Annotated in this window: 14 protein-coding genes; 4 read left to right on the top strand and 10 right to left on the bottom strand. The window is 42.2% G+C overall.

Translation table 11 applies throughout. The features are described 5' to 3' along the window. Window positions 1–8 precede the first annotated feature (8 nt). The 7 genes from AC1D0K_RS05690 to AC1D0K_RS05660 form a co-directional block, all read right to left on the bottom strand. Window positions 9–668 carry a beta/alpha barrel domain-containing protein gene (locus tag AC1D0K_RS05690; protein WP_477391586.1) on the bottom strand — a complete coding sequence of 220 codons (660 nt, stop codon included), beginning with the start codon at window positions 666–668 and terminating at the stop codon, window positions 9–11. Beyond that, window positions 665–1,705: a PfkB family carbohydrate kinase gene (locus tag AC1D0K_RS05685; RefSeq protein WP_477391585.1), complete on the bottom strand. Its 1,041-nt coding sequence runs from the start codon at window positions 1,703–1,705 to the stop codon at window positions 665–667. Before AC1D0K_RS05685 ends, AC1D0K_RS05690 begins: the two co-directional genes overlap by 4 nt. Continuing rightward, window positions 1,702–3,114 carry a glucuronate isomerase gene (uxaC, locus tag AC1D0K_RS05680; protein ID WP_477441553.1) on the bottom strand — a complete coding sequence of 471 codons (1,413 nt, stop codon included), beginning with the start codon at window positions 3,112–3,114 and terminating at the stop codon, window positions 1,702–1,704. Before uxaC ends, AC1D0K_RS05685 begins: the two co-directional genes overlap by 4 nt. Before the next feature lie 9 nt (window positions 3,115–3,123). Continuing rightward, a complete protein-coding gene (uxuA, locus tag AC1D0K_RS05675; RefSeq protein ID WP_477397019.1) occupies window positions 3,124–4,320 on the bottom strand; it encodes a mannonate dehydratase in 1,197 nt (398 codons plus the stop codon). A 230-nt stretch (window positions 4,321–4,550) separates the two neighbouring features. Continuing rightward, a complete protein-coding gene (locus AC1D0K_RS05670) occupies window positions 4,551–6,251 on the bottom strand; it encodes a sodium/sugar symporter (RefSeq protein WP_477397023.1) in 1,701 nt (566 codons plus the stop codon). Window positions 6,252–6,303: 52 nt separating this feature from the next. Further along, the gene (xylA, locus tag AC1D0K_RS05665; protein WP_295711680.1) at window positions 6,304–7,632 is read right to left on the bottom strand and encodes a xylose isomerase; all 1,329 of its coding nucleotides are present in this window, start codon (window positions 7,630–7,632) and stop codon (window positions 6,304–6,306) included. A gap of 218 nt (window positions 7,633–7,850) precedes the next feature. Continuing rightward, window positions 7,851–9,341, bottom strand: a complete 1,491-nt coding sequence (locus AC1D0K_RS05660) for a xylulokinase (protein ID WP_477397015.1) — start codon at window positions 9,339–9,341, stop codon at window positions 7,851–7,853. Window positions 9,342–9,472: 131 nt separating this feature from the next. On the opposite strand from AC1D0K_RS05660, the gene AC1D0K_RS05655 reads away from it, so the two are divergent. From AC1D0K_RS05655 to AC1D0K_RS05640, 4 genes are all read left to right on the top strand, one after another. After that, window positions 9,473–10,510 (top strand): LacI family DNA-binding transcriptional regulator, encoded by a 1,038-nt coding sequence (locus tag AC1D0K_RS05655; RefSeq protein ID WP_477441551.1) that lies wholly within the window; start codon window positions 9,473–9,475, stop codon window positions 10,508–10,510. Between the two features lie 557 nt (window positions 10,511–11,067). After that, complete coding sequence (locus AC1D0K_RS05650) at window positions 11,068–12,375, top strand: cytochrome ubiquinol oxidase subunit I (RefSeq protein ID WP_477397011.1); 1,308 nt, start codon at window positions 11,068–11,070, stop codon at window positions 12,373–12,375. 12 nt (window positions 12,376–12,387) lie between these two features. After that, window positions 12,388–13,398, top strand: coding sequence for a cytochrome d ubiquinol oxidase subunit II (locus tag AC1D0K_RS05645; RefSeq protein WP_477397009.1), 1,011 nt, complete (start codon window positions 12,388–12,390; stop codon window positions 13,396–13,398). 344 nt (window positions 13,399–13,742) lie between these two features. Beyond that, window positions 13,743–14,771 (top strand): GntR family transcriptional regulator, encoded by a 1,029-nt coding sequence (locus AC1D0K_RS05640; protein ID WP_477397007.1) that lies wholly within the window; start codon window positions 13,743–13,745, stop codon window positions 14,769–14,771. Window positions 14,772–14,981: 210 nt separating this feature from the next. On the opposite strand, the gene AC1D0K_RS05635 is transcribed toward AC1D0K_RS05640, so the two are convergent. The 3 genes from AC1D0K_RS05635 to AC1D0K_RS05625 form a co-directional block, all read right to left on the bottom strand. Continuing rightward, on the bottom strand, window positions 14,982–16,337 hold the full coding sequence (locus tag AC1D0K_RS05635) for a 3-keto-disaccharide hydrolase (RefSeq protein ID WP_477397005.1): 1,356 nt from the start codon (window positions 16,335–16,337) through the stop codon (window positions 14,982–14,984). A 230-nt stretch (window positions 16,338–16,567) separates the two neighbouring features. Then, the gene (locus AC1D0K_RS05630; RefSeq protein ID WP_295711670.1) at window positions 16,568–17,899 is read right to left on the bottom strand and encodes a Gfo/Idh/MocA family protein; all 1,332 of its coding nucleotides are present in this window, start codon (window positions 17,897–17,899) and stop codon (window positions 16,568–16,570) included. A gap of 404 nt (window positions 17,900–18,303) precedes the next feature. Then, window positions 18,304–19,335 carry an aldo/keto reductase gene (locus AC1D0K_RS05625; RefSeq protein WP_477397003.1) on the bottom strand — a complete coding sequence of 344 codons (1,032 nt, stop codon included), beginning with the start codon at window positions 19,333–19,335 and terminating at the stop codon, window positions 18,304–18,306. Window positions 19,336–19,575: the final 240 nt, after the last annotated feature.

Below are 19,575 nucleotides of genomic sequence, written 5' to 3'. Positions count from 1 at the left end.
TAAATTGGTTATTTGCAGGTTTGTACCATCTCCAGCAACTTTATAGTATCGTTATACAATTGGTTATACAAACGATTTTCAAGTACATTTTTACTAATTAGCTTACTGCCCATGCCCACAGCACAAACCCCTGCCCTAAACCAGGTGCTGATATTATCAATATTCAAATCTACCCCACCTGTAGGTATGAACAATTGACCCGAAAATAAATCCCGGATTGAAGAAACAAACTCCGGCCCTAAAATATTGGCCGGAAAGATCTTGATCAGCGCCGCCCCATGTTGCTGCGCGGTATGGATCTCGGTAGGTGTCATACAGCCCGGTATCCACAACAACTTATGCTGACTGGCTATTTTCTCCACCTCGGGATTAACAATTGGCGATACAATAAAATCGGCTCCTGCACTGATAAACGCGGCAGCTTCTGCACCGGTTTTTATAGTACCTATACCCAAATACAAATCGGGCATTTCATCCTGCTGCGCTTTTTTCAAAATCTTGAAATTAGCCAGGGCGGCAGCGCCGCGGTTGGTATATTCAAACACCCTTACTCCTGCTTTATATAGGGTACGGGTAATTTCCAGGCTCACATCTGCATCTTCATAAAAAAACAGCGGCAATGTACCCTGGGTTAGTATAGCATCAAGTACTATTTCTTTTTTGCTCATGATTTAATGGCTTTAATAATTTCTTCAACTGTTTTATTGGTGGCGTCGCCCTCAATAAATAGTTTGGTGTATGCGGCTGCGGTAGCAAACTCCAATGTTTGTCGTGGATCCAGGTTATTATAAAACCCATATATCAATCCCGCCATAAAACAATCGCCACTGCCTACTTTGTCAATCACCTCATCTGTATCGTATTGGTTGGAGTTATATAGCTTGTCTCCGGTGTACAGGGCAGTATAATATTCTATTCCCTTACCTGCGTCAAAGCGGAAAGTATTGGCAACAGCCTTGCATTTAGGATATTGTGCCATGATACTTTCTGATGTTTGCAAGGCTTCTTTGAGGTAGATGCTTTTTTGCCCCGATTCGTGAATATCCGGTGCGATAGGTATACCCAGCATCATTTCGGCGGCCCAGATATTGCCCATCATAAGGTCGGCATATCCTGCCAATTTTGGCATAATATCAATGGGCTCCTTACCGTATTTCCATAGCTTTGAACGGTAATTGAGATCAATAGAGATGGTGATATTTTTTGCCGAAGCAGCTTCCAGTACTTCTAAACAAACATCTGCTGCATCCTGGCTAATAGCCGGGCAAATCGCACTAAAATGAAACCAGCTTACACCATCCAAAACTTTATCCCAGTCAACCTGTCCCGGTTTCAGGGTAGCAAATGCCGAACCCGCCCGGTCATATATCAGCGCATTGTTTTTGATATCCTTTCCGCGGGTTAAGTAATATAGTCCTATCCTCTCACCCGTTGTGAAAACCGAAGATGAATCAACCTTTTTTTGCTGCAGATAATCGGTTATTTGTTTGGACATCGCATTACCTGGCAATGCCGTAAAATATGCCGATGGCAGATCCCATAATGCTAAGGCGGTAGCGACATTCAGCTCGGCCCCGCCGATAAAAAATGGTAATTGGTTATCATTAAGCCATTCGCCACCAGCATCCGGGCATATCCTTAACAACAGCTCACCAAATGAAAGTATTTTGCCCTGCGGAGATTTTATTTCAAGTGCCCGGCTCATTTTGACTGATCGAAATTAAAGTAATTCTTAGCGTTATAGTAACATATATCCTGGATGATCTTACCTGTCCATGTGATGTCATCTGGCAGTTCGCCATTTTCAATATCATCACCAAACAGGTTACAAACTAACCTGCGGAAATACTCGTGCCGGGGGAAAGACAGGAAACTGCGCGAATCTGTAAGCATACCAACCATCCGGCTGATAAGGCCAATATTGGAAAGCGCGTTAAGCTGCTTAGTCATCCCATCCTTTTGATCCAGAAACCACCATGCCGATCCAAACTGCACTTTACCGGCAACAGAGCCGTCGTTAAAGTTGCCCGTCATTGATGCCATCAACTCGTTATCAGCAGGGTTTAAATTATACAATATGGTTTTGGCCAATTGATTAGTAGTATCCAACCGGTTCAGGAATTTAGATAATGCCCTACCCTGTGAAAAATCACCAATGGAATCCCAACCTGTATCAGGCCCCAGTTCACTTAAACCGCGTGCATTGTTATTACGTAATGCGCCTAAATGTAACTGCATTACCCAACCTTTTTCATGATTCCAAAGGGCAAACTTATGTAGCAAAGCCGATTTAAACTTCAGGATTTCATCAGCCGATAACTCCTGCCCGCTTCTTATTTTTAAATATATGGCGGCAATTTCTGTTTCTGTGTAATCCTCCGCGTAAATCTGTTCCAAACCATGGTCTGATAAACGGCAACCATTTTTGGCAAAATAATCATGGCGGCTTTTTAAAGCTGCCAAGTAAGCCTGTATAGAATCCATTGGATTGTTAGCTATGGCTTCCAGCTTATCAATGTAGCTATTTAATGCAGCCAAATCATCGGCATTCATAGCTTTATCCGGCCTGAAAGTTGGCAATACCTGCACCTCATAGCCATCAGCCTTAATCTGTTGATGATATGACAAATCATCCAACGGATCATCAGTTGTACAGATAACCTCTACATTTTTATTTCTGATGATATTACGAACGCTGTATTGCGGCAATTGCAGTTTGTTGTTGCAATCCGTATATATTTCAAGAGCTGTTGCCGGCGAAAGCAATTCGTTTATATCGAAATATCGCTGTAATTCCAGGTGTGTCCAATGGAAAAGTGGATTGCGTAAAGTATACGGAACGGTTGCTGCCCATTGTTCAAATTTCTCCTGGTCTGATTTATTACCGGTTATGTATGCCTCATTAACACCATTAGCACGCATAGCACGCCATTTATAATGATCGCCATTGAGCCAGACCTTTGTGATGTTCTCAAAATTAATATCCGCCGCTATCTGATCGGCCGGTAAATGGCTATGGTAATCTATAATTGGCAAATCGGCAGCATAATCATGGTATAAACGCTGCGCCGTTTTTGTATTTAGCAAAAAGTCCTGATCTAAAAACCCTTTCATTATATAAATTTATGCCCTATCAAATAAAGACCGTTTAACACCCATTTCCAAACCTCGTAATTCGGCCAAACCCTTCAACCTGCCTATGGCAGAATATCCATGGTATGTTTTATAATTAAAATCATCCAGCAATTTATGCCCATGATCAGGGCGCATAGGTATAGCAATATCTTGGCGACCGTCCTTTTCTCTTTTTTGTTGCTCCAGAACAATGTTCTTCATTACTGCATACATATCAGTGCTTCCTCCCAAATGCTCCGCCTCATAAAAGCTGCCATCGGCCTCGCGCTGTACATTGCGCAGGTGCAGAAAATGAATGTGTTCTCCTAATCTTTCAACAATACCGGGCAAATCATTATCAGCCCGGGCTCCCAGCGAGCCACTGCAAAAAGTTAAGCCATTGCTTGGTGATGGGCAAAAGTTTACAACATCCGCCAGATCTTGCTCGGTAGATACCACCCTTGGCAAACCTAATATTGGGAAAGGAGGATCATCGGGGTGAATACACATTTTAACTCCAGCCTGTTCTGCAGCCGGAATAATGCCTCTTAAAAAGTAGGCGAGATTTTCCTTTAATCCAGCTGCATCAACATTGGCATAACGTTGCAAATGCTCCTTAAATTCGGCAATGGATAATGTTTTATTGGTGCCCGGAAGGCCGGCCATCAGGTTGTTGATGAGCTGTGCTTTTTCATCAGCAGTAATGCCATCAAGGTACTGTTTGGCAATCTGCTGCTGTGCGCTGCTATAATCATCCCGGGCGCCATTGCGTTCCAATATGTACAGATCAAAGGCGGCAAGTGCTTTTGCATCATACCTTAAAGCAGTTGCCTGGTTAGGTAACAGGTAATCAAGATCGGTACGGGTCCAATCCAAAACTGGCATAAAATTGTAACATACAATTTCAATACCAGCCTTTGCCAAATTTTGAAGTGTACTGATGTAGTTTTCAATGTACTTGTCTCTGTCTGCCCCGGCAGTTTTAATGCTTTCATGGATGTTTACACTCTCCACAACCGACCAACGCAGTCCGGCCTCTTCAATCAATTTTTTGCGTTGGATGATTTCATCCAATTCCCACACCTCACCTACCGGAATATGATAAAGTGCAGTAACGATGCCTGTAGCTCCGCATTGGGAGATTGCTTTAAGTGTAACCGGATCGGCGGGGCCAAACCATCTAAATGTTTGTTCTAAATTATTCACTATAGGTTAATGGTATTGTAGTTTGTAAGGGGCAAATTACACATCATTATTTTAGGATGGAAGCCTTATTTGAAACAATCTACGATAACGATTGCGTGAAATGCGAAAGTAACAGCAGTGATAAACTGGCGGCACATATCATAACGAGCTTTAGAGAAATTTTCATTCATAAAAAAAGAGCGGCAGGAAATTAACCCGCCGCTCTTTTAATATTTAAACAATCCTATCTGCTACCAGAAAACAGAATAAAGCGCTACAACTATTCCTGTTATAATTAACGCGCCAGCCAAAAATCCTTTTGAGGTTTTAAACATAGATGCATCAATTTCCAATCCATTAGTGGTAATACCTCTTGCCTGGTCAATTTTTGATATGATATACATACCAACAACGCAAATGATGAATACAAAGCCCATACGATCAAGGAAAGGGATCTCATAAAGCTGGGTTACCTTATCATCCTGCAAGGCCAATTTCGAGAAGCCATATGGCGACAGGAAGCTTAGATCGGCAAAACGAGGTAGCAATTTAAAGAAGCACGACATGATGAAACCACCGATGGTAGCAAACATGGCCGCGTTTGAAGTTGCTTTTTTCCAGAAGAAACCAAGGATGAACATGGCAAATATACCCGGAGATACAAAACCTGTATATTCCTGTATATATTGAAAGCCTTGCTTACCCTCGCCCATTAATGCCTTGCCAATAAGCTCGGATAAAATGATACCCAATACCATAGCTACCACAACAGACCATTTACCTAAATTCACCAGTTTTTTATCGGTTGCACCTGGGTTAATGGCTTTTTTGTAGATATCCAACGTAAAAATAGTAGCGATACTATTTGCCTTACCTGCTAACGAAGCCACAATTGCAGCTGTTAAAGCGGCAAATGAAAGTCCTTTCAATCCGGTTGGCAACAAGTTCAATAACGATGGATAGGCCTTATTAGGATCCATAACACCCGATGAACTCATCATTTCCTGGTGGAACATACCTTTTTGATACAGCAGGTAAGCAGCAATACCCGGAAGTACTACAATAACCGGCATCAGCAATTTAAGAAAAGCCGCGAACAGGATACCACCGCGGGCAGTTTTAAGGTTTGCACCCAATGCCCTTTGCGTAATGTACTGGTTACAGCCCCAGTAGTTAAGGTTTGTGATCCACATACCACCTATCAGCACCGATAAACCCGGAAGATCCATATAGTTTGGATTATCTTTCTTGAATATCATGTGGAAGTGATCTTTAGCTTCGGTATGCAGGATTTTGAAACCATTCAATAAGCCGGTAGTACCTTCTTTTTCGCTTAATAGCGTTAATGCAAGGTAAGTAGCCATTAAACCACCTAATATAAGCACAGCAACCTGTATAACATCGGTATAACCGATTACCTTCATCCCACCCAGGGTTATAAAAACAGAGAATGCAGCCAATAACCAGATACACAAGTGAATATCCAATCCTGATATACCGCTGATAGCCAATGCGCCAAGGTAAAGGATTGACATTAAATTAACCACAATGTACAACAACAGCCAAAAGATGGCCATGATCATAGCTACCGTGCCATTATAGCGCTGGTGCAAAAATTGCGGCATGGTGAAGATCTTGTTTTTAAGATACACCGGTATAAAAAATACAGCCACAATGATCAATGTAATGGCCGCCATCCACTCGTAAGTTGATATGGCTAAGCCCATCTTAAATGCCGATCCGCTGGTACCAATAAACTGCTCTGCAGATATATTGGATGCGATCAATGAAGCACCGATTGCCCACCACGTAAGCGACCCTTCGGCCAAAAAGTAGTCTTTGGAGGTCGCGTCTGCGTTATGCTTACGCTTGTATACCCACCAGCCATAGCTGGAAACTATAACAAAGTAGATTAAAAATACAGCATAATCGCCGATTGAGAGGGTTTTCAGGTTCATTGGTTGGTTAAATTGGTTTTAATAATGTTAGATTGACAATTATAAGCTATATATAGCGATTTATCAAATTTTCTAAATATTCTTGTTTACCACTTAGCGTTTTAGGTTCGCCATTGGTAATTGCATAGGTACGCAAATCTTCTAATGAAAGCTTGCCTTCTTCAAAATCTTTTCCAGAACCGGCATCAAAGGATGCATATCTGTCAGTACGGATCTTTTTGTAATCTGATTTCTGCAGGATGCTATCAGCAATAACCAAAGCACGGGCAAAAATATCCATACCACCAACGTGAGCGTAGAACAAGTCGGCCGGATCGGTTGAGTTACGACGAATTTTGGCATCAAAATTAATACCGCCACCCTGTAAGCCGCCTGCCTCCAATATAATCATCATCGATTCGGTGATCTCATTGATATCATTAGGGAACTGATCTGTATCCCAGCCGTTCTGCGTATCGCCCCTGTTAGCATCTATCGAACCTAATAAACCAGAATCGGCTGCAACCTGCAACTCATGCTGGAATGTATGGCCAGCTAAAGTAGCGTGGTTCACTTCCAGGTTAAGTTTAAAGTCGTTCAACAGGTCGTACTTCTGCAAAAAGCCAAATACAGTAGCTGCATCATAATCATACTGGTGCTTGGTAGGTTCGCAAGGTTTTGGCTCAATGAAGAAATTACCTTTAAAGCCTTGTTTGCGGGCATAATCTTTAGCTGTATGTAAAAATTTTGCTAAATGCTCTTGCTCGCGTTTCATATCGGTATTCAGCAGGCTCATGTAACCTTCACGGCCTCCCCAGAATACATAGTTTTCGCCACCCAAAGCAATGGTTGCATCAATAGCTGCTTTCACCTGGGCACCAGCATGGGCCAGTACATGAAAATCGGGATTGGTAGCAGCACCGTTCATATACCTGCGGTGACTGAACAGATTTGACGTTCCCCAAAGCAATTTTACGCCACTTTCGGCTTGTTTTTGTTTAGCGTATTCCACCAATGCCTGTAAGCGTCTGTCGTTTTCGTTAACATCATTGGTATAATCAACAACATCTACATCGTGAAAACAGTAGTAAGGCATGTTCATTTTGGTGATGAACTCAAATGCCGCGTCCATTTTGTCTTTGGCACGTTCAACAGCATCGGCTTTTTCGTCCCATGCAAAAATGTGGGTGGGGCCGCCAAACGGATCGGCACCATTACCGTTAAATGAATGCCAGTAAGAACACGCAAAGCGTAAATGCTCGGCCATAGTTTTGCCTGCTACTACCCTGTTAGCATCGTACCAACGAAACGCTAACGGATTGTCTGATTCGAGGCCTTCAAATTTAACCTCGCCTATTCCTTTAAAGAATTCCTTTTCTCCGGTGATAATACTCATATTTTTAATTATTGATTTACTGATTTAATGAATTATTGATTTTTCCCTTTTTAACTTTTGCCTTTGACCTCTAACCTTTTGCCTTTGACCTTTCGCCGCTAACCTTTTGCCTTTGACCTTTCGCCGCTAACCTTTTGCCTTTGACCTTTCGCCTCTAACCTTTTGCCTTTGACCTTTTGCCTCTAACCTTTTGCCTTTGACTTTTCGCCTTTACCCCTTTAACCTCTAACCGCCGTTAACCTAACGTCCAAAAGTTCTTTCCATTCCTGGTAAACCGGTTCAAATTGTTGGGTTGCATGGGGCTCTATTAACTGTATGGCCTTAGTATTACTGAAAGCCTCTGCCGGCGATTTAAAAATACCTGCTCCTATTCCAGCGCCCAATGCCGCACCTACGCTGCCATCGTTATTATATAACTCAACGGGTACACCTGTTGAGTTTACAAAAGTTTCGGTAAATAGCTCACTTAAAAACAAGTTGCTTTTACCCGCACGGATAACTGTAGGATTCATGCCGTTACTGCGCATAATATCAAACCCATAACGGAATGCGCAAGCAATGCCTTCCTGTACCGCCCTAAAAATATGAGCCTGGGTATGCAGGTTAAGGTCGATATTTTGAAAATGGGCGCCCACCTGCTTGTTGTTTAGCATTCGCTCGGCTCCATTACCAAAGGGCAGCACACGCAAGCCATCGCTGCCTAAGGGTGCTTTTTGGGCTTCGTTGTTTAACTGGGTATAGCTTAAGCCTGCACCGAAATTATATTTTGCCCAACGGTACAGGCTGCCGGTACCATTGATACATAATAATACACCCAAACGTTTTTCTTCTTCGGTGTAATTTACGTGCGCAAAAGTATTGATGCGCGATTGCTGATCATAAGCCAATTGATCACTCACCCCATATATCACTCCCGACGTGCCGGCGGTTGCTGCTACTTCACCTGGGTTCAATACATTTAATGAAAGGGCATTATTGGGCTGGTCGCCTGATTTATAAGTTACAGGGATACCCGCTTTTAGTTTCAGCTTTTCTGCAACCGAAGCAAGTAAGGTTCCGTGTGATGAAAATACCGGGTTTATTACCGGGAACAAACTTTCATCAAAGCCAAAGTAATTGATAACATCTTTAGATATGCTGTTGGTTACAAAATCAAAGAAAACCCCTTCGGACAATGCCGAAACAGACGTAGTGATCTCGCCGGTTAGTTTCATGGCGATATAATCACCGGGCAGCATGATCTTATCTATTTTTTCATAAATAGCGGGCTCGTTTTCCTTTACCCAGGCCAGTTTAGAGGCAGTAAAGTTTCCCGGAGAATTTAACAGGTGCGACAAACATTTTTCTTCGCCAATGGATGCAAACGCTTTATCGCCAATTTCTACGGCGCGGCTATCGCACCAAATAATACTATCGCGCAAAACGTTCTGGTCTTTATCAACCAAAACCAAACCGTGCATTTGGTAAGCAATACCTATGGCGGCGATATCCTGCGAATGGTAAGTATTTTTAGCATGGCATATTTCCAAAGCTTTTTGAGCTTGTTCCCACCACATGAGCGGCGATTGCTCGGCCCAACCGGGGTGTACAGCTTTTATTGGCGATTCCTCATCCGGGTATTGTGCCGAGGCAACAGTTTGTTGCGTAGCAGCATCAACAACGCTAACTTTAACAGACGAGGTACCTATATCGATCCCTAATAACAACATAGCTTTTTCTGGGTTATTAACATGAACATTAAAACAGGTTTATTTTTTGGTAACTTAACGCCACGAAATTAAAGAAATATTTGAAATTGCAATCGATTGCGTAAATTTTTTTTTCCAACTTGCACTTTATAATGAAAAAAGTAAAACGCACCACCATTTATGACATTGCCGCCAAGCTGGGCATAACTGCTTCTTCGGTATCAAGAGCGCTGAACAACAGCAACCAGGTGAACGAAAAAACCAAAGAGCTCATCATCAAAACTGCCGATGAGTTAAATTACAAGCGCAATATACTGGCCTCCAACTTGCGTAAAGGACATTCCAAAACCATTGGTGTAGTGGTACCACGAATTAATCAGAATTTTTTCGCGAATGTGATAGCAGGTATTGAAGAAGCTACTTATCAAAAGGGTTATAACTTAATTATCTGCCAATCGGGCGAGTTGCATGATAAGGAGATTCAATGCGTAAACACTTTAATAAACCAGGATGTGGATTGTATTGTGATATCCGTATCGGCCGATGGAAATGATTACCAGCACCTTCAAAATGTAATAGACCACGGCATCCAGCTTATCCAGTTTGATCGTGTGGCCGAAGAACTGGAAACGCTTAAAGTGATTAACGATAATGAACAGGCATCGTACGAAGCCGTATCACACCTGATTGAAAGCGGCTATAAACGGATAGCGCTACTGGAAGGCCCACAAAACCTGAGCATTTTTAAACAACGGAAGGTGGGTTATTTACGGGCCTTAAAAGATTATAATATTCCCGTTATTGATGAGCTGATAGTTGAAAACGCCTGGACAAAAGAACTTGGTGCCGAGGGAACCCGCAAACTGCTCACACTCCCCCAGCCTCCTGATGCCATATTTGCCTCCACATCTGATTTCTCGGCCCTGGGTGTGTTGGAAGTAGCTAATGACATGAAAATCAAAGTACCGGCTGAATTGGGTGTTTGCGGCTACGCGAATGAAAGTTTTTCGGAGATCACCAGTCCGTCCATTACCACCATAGATCAGTTTAGTGTTTATATGGGCAATACCGTTGCCAATCTGTACTTCCAGGAAAAGGGTAATACCGATACCACTGCTAAACCAAAGATCATCAGTATAAAGCCAGAGTTGATCATCAGGGGATCAACAGCGAGGAATGCTAAAGGTTAGGAAAATTTGAGGGCATTTTTGTTCTTCTGCCAAGTTTGCAACCGTGTATACACAAGTATATATACTCCGTCAGGAGCTACCTGTTTGTAGAAATAATTGAAAAAAGACGAACGTGCACCGTTAGGTGCTACCTTTTGTAGAAAATAATTGACAGAAGACGGATGTGCGCCGTAGGTGCTACCCTAAATTGACAAGGTAAATAAACTTTAAAAGGGTAGCCTCTCCGAGGCAAAGGTTTATGGCATATTTTTCTACAACAGGTAGCACCTAACGGTGCAAGCTGCATTTTTTGGGTGTCCACACAATAGCCCGGGAAAGGGCGCATTGCATTGCCATATGGCGGGATCTGCTCTCCACTATATCCGCCAAATAACAAGTACCACAGCCCCCTCAACGGAAGAATGCCCTGCTTTTCCCTGTCACTTTTACTAAATTCTATCCACTAATACAATACGTTACAATAAAAAACCGCTAATTCATATTCAATATCAATTAACATTTCTGTTACATTTGTGCGATATAGCTTTTAACTTTCAACCATAATTTATATCACGACTATGGATGATTTTATCGCAGCAAGGTCGCAAATGGCCTTATCATTAGGTTTTCATATCATCTACTCCTGCATCGGTATGGTTATGCCTGTTTTTATGGCCATATCGCATTACAAGTGGATAAAAACTAAAGACCCTGTTTACAAAAATGTTACCATTGCCTGGAGTAAGGGTGTAGCCATATTTTTTGCTACAGGTGCAGTATCCGGCACTATGCTTTCATTTGAACTTGGTTTGCTGTGGCCTTCGTTTATGAAGCATGCCGGTCCTATTTTCGGGATGCCATTTTCTTTGGAAGGTACTGCGTTTTTTATTGAAGCCATTGCCCTTGGATTTTTCCTATACGGATGGAACAGACTTAACACCTGGTTCCATTGGGTAACCGGAGTGGTGGTAGGTATAAGTGGAATAGCATCGGGAATTTTAGTGGTATCGGCCAACGCGTGGATGAACAGTCCATCCGGGTTTGATTATTTGAACGGTAAATACCTCAACATTGATCCATTAAAGGCTATGTTTAACGAGGCTTGGTTTTCTGAATCATTGCACATGACCATTGCGGCGTTTTCGGCCACCGGTTTCGCGGTAGCGGGGATCCACGCGCTGATGATCTACAGGAAAAGAAACGTTGCTTTTCATACCAAATCATTTAAAATAGCCATCATATTTGGCGCAGCAGCAGCTATTTTACAACCGTTTAGCGGCGATATATCTGCAAAAGGGGCAGCAAAAAGGCAACCCGCTAAACTTGCCGCAATGGAGGCCTACTTTCATACCCAGGAATATGCTCCGCTTGTTATTGGCGGTATACCGGATACCGCTGCAAAAAAAGTAAATTATGGCCTGGAGATTCCGGGTTTACTGAGCTTTTTGGTTCATGATAATTTTAAAACATCAGTAAATGCGCTGGATAAGATCCCGGTAAAAGATCAGCCTCCCGTCGCCATTATGCATTATGCTTTTCAAATCATGGTTGGTATTGGTACGCTGATGATGTTTATCGGCATACTATATTTTATTGCCCTTTGGAAAAAAACAGATTGGTTCAACAAAGGTTGGTTCCTTAAACTATTTATCGTTGCTACACCATTGGGCTTTATTGCCCTTGAGGCCGGATGGACAGTTACAGAGGTTGGCAGACAGCCGTGGATCATCCAGGGTGTAATGCGCACCAGTGATGCAGTAACCAAAATGCCGGGCATCCAGTATACTTTTTACCTGTTCACCTTTATTTACTTTACCCTAAGCGTATTTGTTATTTTCCTGCTGAAAAGACAGATCCAAATGGTACCTGAATTGTACGACCGTTAACCCGCCGATATTATGTTATACGTTGTTATCCTTTTTTTATTTGCCTCAATTACCCTGTACTTCCTGTTAGGGGGAGCAGATTTTGGCGCTGGCATTATCGAGCTTTTTACCTCAACCGATAATAAACACCGAACCCGTAAAACCATGTACCAGGCCATTGGCCCCATATGGGAAGCCAATCATATGTGGCTTATTATTACCGTGGTGATTCTTTTTGTAGGATTCCCGGATATTTACAGTGAAATGTGCACTTATCTGCATATTCCATTGTTGATTTTGCTATTGGGGATCATTGCCCGCGGCACCGCGTTTACCTTCCGTAATTACGATGCTATTAAGGACGAAAAAACACAGGGATTTTATAACCACATGTTTGTTTATTCCAGCTTTGTTACGCCCTTGTTTTTGGGCATTATTGCCGGCAGCGCGCTATCGGGCCAAATTGATCCCACAGCAAAAGATTTTGTGCATGCTTATATTTTCAGTTGGTTTAATTGGTTTTCTGTAGCCGTTGGATTTTTCACGGTAGCACTTTGCGGTTTCCTTGCGGCTATTTATATAGTAGGCGAAACAGATAATGTTGATGATATTAAACGCTATATCAAAAAAGCAAAAGTATCAAACATTGTTGCTGCTATTTGCGGCGGGTTGGTTTTCATAGCCTCGGATATTGAGCATGTGGGCTTATCAAAGTGGATTTTTGGCAATCCGATTGGCCTGACAGCTGTAATAGCAGCTATCCTATCGTTGGTATTACTTTGGTTTATCATATCCGACAAAAAGAACCGTCAATGGATCAGGGTATTGGCAGCATTCCAGGTAAGCATGATCCTGATCTCGGTTGGGGCAAGCCGTTTCCCCCGCTTTGTGATCTTTAAAGGCGGCAGCTCCATGTCGTTATTAACCGATCATGCCAATGTTAATACCGTTGATGATCTTGGCATCGGATTACTGATTGGCAGTATGTTTATACTGCCTGCATTGGGGTATTTATATTACAGTTTTCAGCGGAAGGACAGGTAAAATTGCTTGAACCGGAATTTACCGAATTAGTTGAATTATTAGAATTCTAAAATTCTGCAAATTCTTTAATTCGGTAAATTCCGGTTCAGACAAAAAACTATTGCTGAAATATCCCGGGATACTTCGTTATAAAATAAACCGGGGTACAGCTCCAGACATGGATCCCATATGCAGTTTAATTTAGTTTTTGTTTTTTACGCTGATCCAGGAGAGAAAACCAGGCAAAGAAATTATTGGTTCCTTCAACGTAAAAACACGCCGTCATCAACCATCCTTTACTATCTTTTTAAATTAAAAATATAAATGCGGAATATTACATTTGTGCCAGGCCCAATTATATAAGTGTGAAAAATTACCTGAAAATATTATCCATTGATGAGTATTCCATTACGCCAAAATACCTTCAATTATCAAATGCCATTATCAGGGCAATTGAAAATGGTGATATTGTAAAAGATGATATGCTGCCATCGATCAATGACCTCAGCTTTGCGCTGGATACTTCGCGCAATACCATTGAGCGGGTTTATAGGGAATTGAAAGATAAGGGCATTGTAAGCTCGGTACCGGGAAAAGGTTTTTTTATCTCGAATACCGATTTTCAGAAACCGTTAAAAATATTTTTACTTTTCAATAAGCTAAGCGCTCACAAGAAGATAATATACGACGCTTTTGTGGCTACCATCGGTGAGCTGGCAACAATTGATTTTTATATTTATAACAACGACTTCTACTTTTTTAAAAAGATAATTGCCGAGAGCTTCCAAAGCGACTATGCCAAATACATCATTATACCACACTTTTTGGATAATGAAACCAAAGCTCACGAAATTATCAATACCATTCCAAAAGATAAACTGATATTGCTTGATAACCTGGTACCTGGTGTAGGCGGAAAATTCGCGGCCATTTATGAGAATTTCGCATCTGATGTTTATGAAGCACTTAAAAAACTACTGGATAAGCTTACCAAATACCACACCATTAAGCTCATATTCCCAGGCAAAACGTATCATTCCAAAGAGATATTGAAAGGCTTTCTTAATTTTTGCCGCCAATATGCTTTTGATTATGAAGTAGTTGATTCTTTAGCCTCTGAAACCATTAAAATGAATACAGTTTATATCAGCTTAATGGAAGATGACCTGGTTGTCCTGATCAAAAAGATCATTGCGGCTGATCTCAAGGTAGCCAGGGATGTAGGGGTAATATCTTATAATGAAACTGCACTTAAGGAGATCATACTTGATGGTATCACCACCATATCTACCGATTTTAAGCTCATGGGCAGCAAAACCGCCGAGTATGCATTAAGCAATTGCCATGAGCATTTTGCAGTGCCATTTAATGTAACGCTGAGGAGTTCGTTGTAGAAGGCCCCCCCCTCTTGTATTAAAAACGTCGTCATTTCGAACGAGGCACGAGGAGAAATCTTATGCGACTTGCATGTTCGCTTGTCGCTTATATAAGATTTCTCCTCACCCCATTGCTCGTGCCACCCCACTGTTCGTCGAAATGACATTTTTTTTTATTTTAAAAGACGTATCCACACACCAACTCTCTTGAGAAGGCCTGTGTGGCCCCTATTTCAACTCTTTAACCTTTATACTTCTAAAAAACACCTCGTTACCATGATCCTGTAATAACAGGTGTCCTTGAGGGGCTTCGCCAAAGTTTTTCCAGATGGTATATTTACTCAAGGCTACCAGATCTTTGTAGGCTTTTGAACCACGTTCATATTCCAGTACTTTAACACCATTCAGGTAATGTTCTACATGGTTGTTTGGATAAACAACTACCCTGCCGATATTCCAGGCGCCAATAGGATGAACAAAACGGTCCTGTTTATTGGCCTTTATGAGGTCATACAGCGAAGCTAAAGTTCTGTCGCCATCCCGGCCAAGTTTTGCATCGGGGTGCAGTTTATCATCCAGCACCTGGTATTCCAGGCCTATGGCCGATCCTGTGGTAACTTCGCTAAGGGTAACAAAATATTTAACACCGCTGTTGGCGCCAGGTGTCAGCTTAAACTCAAACGACAGATCAAAAGCGCTGTAATTTTCGTTGGTAACTATATCACCACCACCAGATTCTTCCTTACCTGCAGAAGGCAGCACATGCATAGTGCCATTAGCTACCTCCCAACCATGATCAGGAAAGCTTTTAAGGGTTGCTCCATGCCAGCCTGTATTGTTTTTCCCATCGTAAAGCAACTTCCATCCGGCAGCCTTCTCGGCGGGCGTGATGCTGTTAGGCTGCAGATTTACCACGTAAACATCTTTAGGGAAGGGTTTTGATTTTAAATTGATAGTTTGCAGGTTGAAATTTTTAAAGTACACCTTTTTGCCTGCTTGTTTCTGATCAGTAACAGCATGTACCTGTAAGGCAATAAAACCTTTTGTATCAATGGTATCTACCACATCGGCCGTTGGGATGCCGTTTACCCATGTTTTCATTTCGTTACCAATACATTCTATGCGGATATGATTGTATTCTCCGACTTTAAAGGCATCTTTTGCAGCTGCGTTTAAATCCACGGGATATAGCCAATCACGCCTGCCCTCATCATAAATACCGCCTGTCCATTTACGATCAGACGGATCAATTTCAAACTGGCGTCCATAAACCAGGCCTTTACCATCATGCCCGGCAGGATTGTAGTGACTGCGGGTTTGTACTCCCGAGTTACTTAGTTTGCTTTCAATTTTCGCGTCAAGCTCTAAAATAAAATTGCCATATTCCTTTTCAGTAACTAAAAAGGTGTTGCCAGAGTTTAAAACGGTAGTGCCTACAATGGCCCCATCTTCTACATTATAGTCGGCGGTACCGGCGAGGCGCTTCCAGCCTTTGAGTGTTTTACCATCAAATATTTTAGTTTGAGCCTGGGTTAGCGAGGCTGTACTTAATAAGAGAATTATTGGATAGATGTATTTTTTCATAGTATGGTTTTATTGTTCAAAATTTATAAATTATGTAATTGCGTGTGCAACGTGAAAATCGGGAACCTTTCAAGTTCGCGATTGCTTCGTTCCTCGCAATGACATGGTGTAGAGGAACGTTTTGTCATCCTGAACATAGTGAAGGATCTATTATTCGCCATGCTTCTTCGCCCTGTAAAGTCTGCGATTAGATCCTTCGCTATCGCTCAGGATGACAAAGGATTTATTCTTTACACCTTCACTTCCCAGCCCTTTTCATATTCCCTGCTCCAAAGCTTTTCAGCTTCGGGATCATTCAGGATATGGCCATTGGTTGGGTCAATATGTAATACCCTATCTACACGATAGGATATATTTCCTAATTGTGGCAGCAGGGTTGATTTAAAGCCGATTTCGATAGGGCAATTCAGTGGTGCTACTCCCCTAACCCCATCAATAAAGTTTTTCATATGAAAACCATCCAGCGCTTCGGTAGGGCTTACTTTGTTGGTGGCATCAACTTTAGTATCATCTTTAATTTCCTTTACCAATTTGTTATCGCCATCATAAACCTGGTAACCATTGCCGCTGCCATAAAACAGTGTTCCTTTGTCCCCATAAAATATTACACCGCGGCCCAATTGTTCAATGTTAAAGCCGTTGCTGCTCCGACTTTCCCATTCGGCGGCAGTATTATTGGGGAAGTTATAAAGGATATTTTGGGTATCCGGCGTTTGCCAGTCATCATTAAAGTGGAAGCGACCACCGGTTGATACTACTTTATTAGGATAATCAACACCCAATCCCCAACGGATCACGTCGAGCTCATGGGTACCGTTGTTGAGGGCCTCGCCGGTTCCCCAGTTCCAGAACCAGTGCCAGTTATAGTGGATAAGGTTATCCTGGTATGGTTTCCTTGGTGCAGGGCCCTGCCATAAATCGTAATTCAGGTTAGCTGGCACAGGAACCTGCTTGCCATGACCAATGCTTAAACGATGGTTGGTATACCATCCTTTTGCATAATAAGTTCTGCCGATAACGCCGTCATGCAATTCCTTAACCATTGCCTGCACGTTTGAGAATGAGCGTCTTTGACTGCCCATTTGCACCAAACGATTATACTTTTTTGCTGCCTCAACAGCCATTTCGCCTTCATGAGGATTATGGCTGCAGGGCTTTTCTACATACACATGCTTACCTGCCTGGCAGGCCATAATAGTTGCAGGTGCATGCCAGTGATCGGGCGGGGCAACAACTACGGCGTCAATGGCTTTTATCTCGAGCATCTTGCGGATGTCAGTAATGCCTTTAGGTCTTTTACCTGTTATTTTAAAGATCTCGTCGATAGTTTTATCCACCACCTTTGAATCTACATCACAAATATACCCTATCTCTACATTGGGGATTTTAGCATAGTTCTGGGCCAGGTAAAGGCCACGACTATTGGTTCCCATCATACCTAAAACTACTTTTTCATTAGGCGATCCCTTAAAAAATGAGGCGGCCTTTGATACCTGGGTTCCAAGCAGGAAACTGGTTCCGGCAACTGATGTAGTTTGAATGAACTGTCTACGGTTAAGCATAGCTAAAATGGGTTAATTGGTTTATAACACATTGCCCGGCGGGCAGGGGCGGCAAATTAGCTAAGTTTTGTAAAGCCTGAAAAAAAATAGGAGTTTTTTTTTAACAGCCACTGTAATTTAACTGTTACTTTAATTATGGAGTATAATTATCGCGAATGTTTATTTCTAAAAAACAAGCCTCAGCAAGTAGGCTTGTTTAAAATGATAAGGTTTAGGAATTTAAGCAGACCTTAATACTAACCGTTTTCATTATAAAAGTAGTTAATTTCCACTACCAAAAAAATAGTATTAATACGGAATTTGGGGATTGATGAGACGTAATTTTACGTAAACAATAATGAACCCCAATAGATACCTAGCGATAGATTTAAGACCTATCGCTAAGGTATTTGACTTTATATGGTTTAATATTGTATTGGCAGCGGCACCAATTTAGTATCCTGGCGCTGGTGCCAATATGGGTAAATTGGCGCAACCTCACTGGCAGCATCCAGTTTTTTAACCTGGTCTATAGTTAAGTTCCAGCCAACGGCATCAAGGTTTTGTTTAAGCTGCTCCTCGTTGCGGGCACCTATAATAATGTTGGCGACAGTCGGCCTTTGTAATAACCAATTGATTGACACCTGTGCAACAGATTTACCTGTTTCCTCGGCTACCTCGTCCAAAGCATCAACAATGTTGTATAAATGATCAAAGTTGGTGGCCGGGCCATGCGCACCGCCTTGTACCGTTCTTGAATTTTCTGGTATAGGCTGACCTCTCCTGAACTTGCCGCTCAACTGACCTGATGCTAAAGGACTCCAAACTATGGTACTAACATTTTGATCAATGGCTAAAGGCATCAGCTCCCATTCAAATTCACGATTCAACAGCGAATAATAGGCCTGGTTAGCCACATACCTGCTCCAGCCATAACGCTCAGATACAGACAGCGACTTCATTAAATGCCAGCCCGAAAAATTGGAACAGGCAATGTACCGTACTTTGCCGCTGGTTACCAGGTCGTCCAAGGCACGCAGGGTTTCCTGAACCGGCGTTGTGGCATCAAAGCCGTGCATATGGTATATGTCAATATGATCTGTTTGCAGGCGGCGTAAACTATCCTCGGCCTGCCTGATCAAATGAAAACGAGATGAGCCATAGTCATTAGCGCCATCGCCCATGCTAAAGGTTGCTTTGGTACTAATAAGCACATCATTGCGCAATCCATCTAAAGCTTTACCCAATATTTCTTCAGAGGCGCCCCTTGAGTACACATTCGCGGTATCAAAAAAGTTAACGCCGGCATCAAGGCATAAATTGATGAGCTTTTTAGCTTCATCAACCTGCGTATTACCCCAGGCTTTAAAAAATTCATTTCCACCGCCAAAAGTGGCAGTGCCAAAACTTAACACGGGCACTCTCAAACCCGATGCTCCTAATTGTCTGTATTCCATTGTGGTATTTTTTAATATAAGTAATTACATGATGTAGGTACATAACAAAGCTAAAATTTATGTTTGCGAAGAGCGGGCTCTATACATCATCATTTTGTCATTTGTAGTTTAGTTAGGTAGCCGTAACAAGAAAAAAACGCCAACCGTCTTAATTCTTGATTCTTGACTCTCGATTCTATTTCCAATCCAATCAGGAACACTTCTAAATAGCAAATAGGCTTCATAGACGCCCCGTCATTG

Source organism: Mucilaginibacter sp. P1_A3, from assembly GCF_056406855.1.
This window is presented reverse-complemented; position numbering and strand designations above follow the sequence as displayed.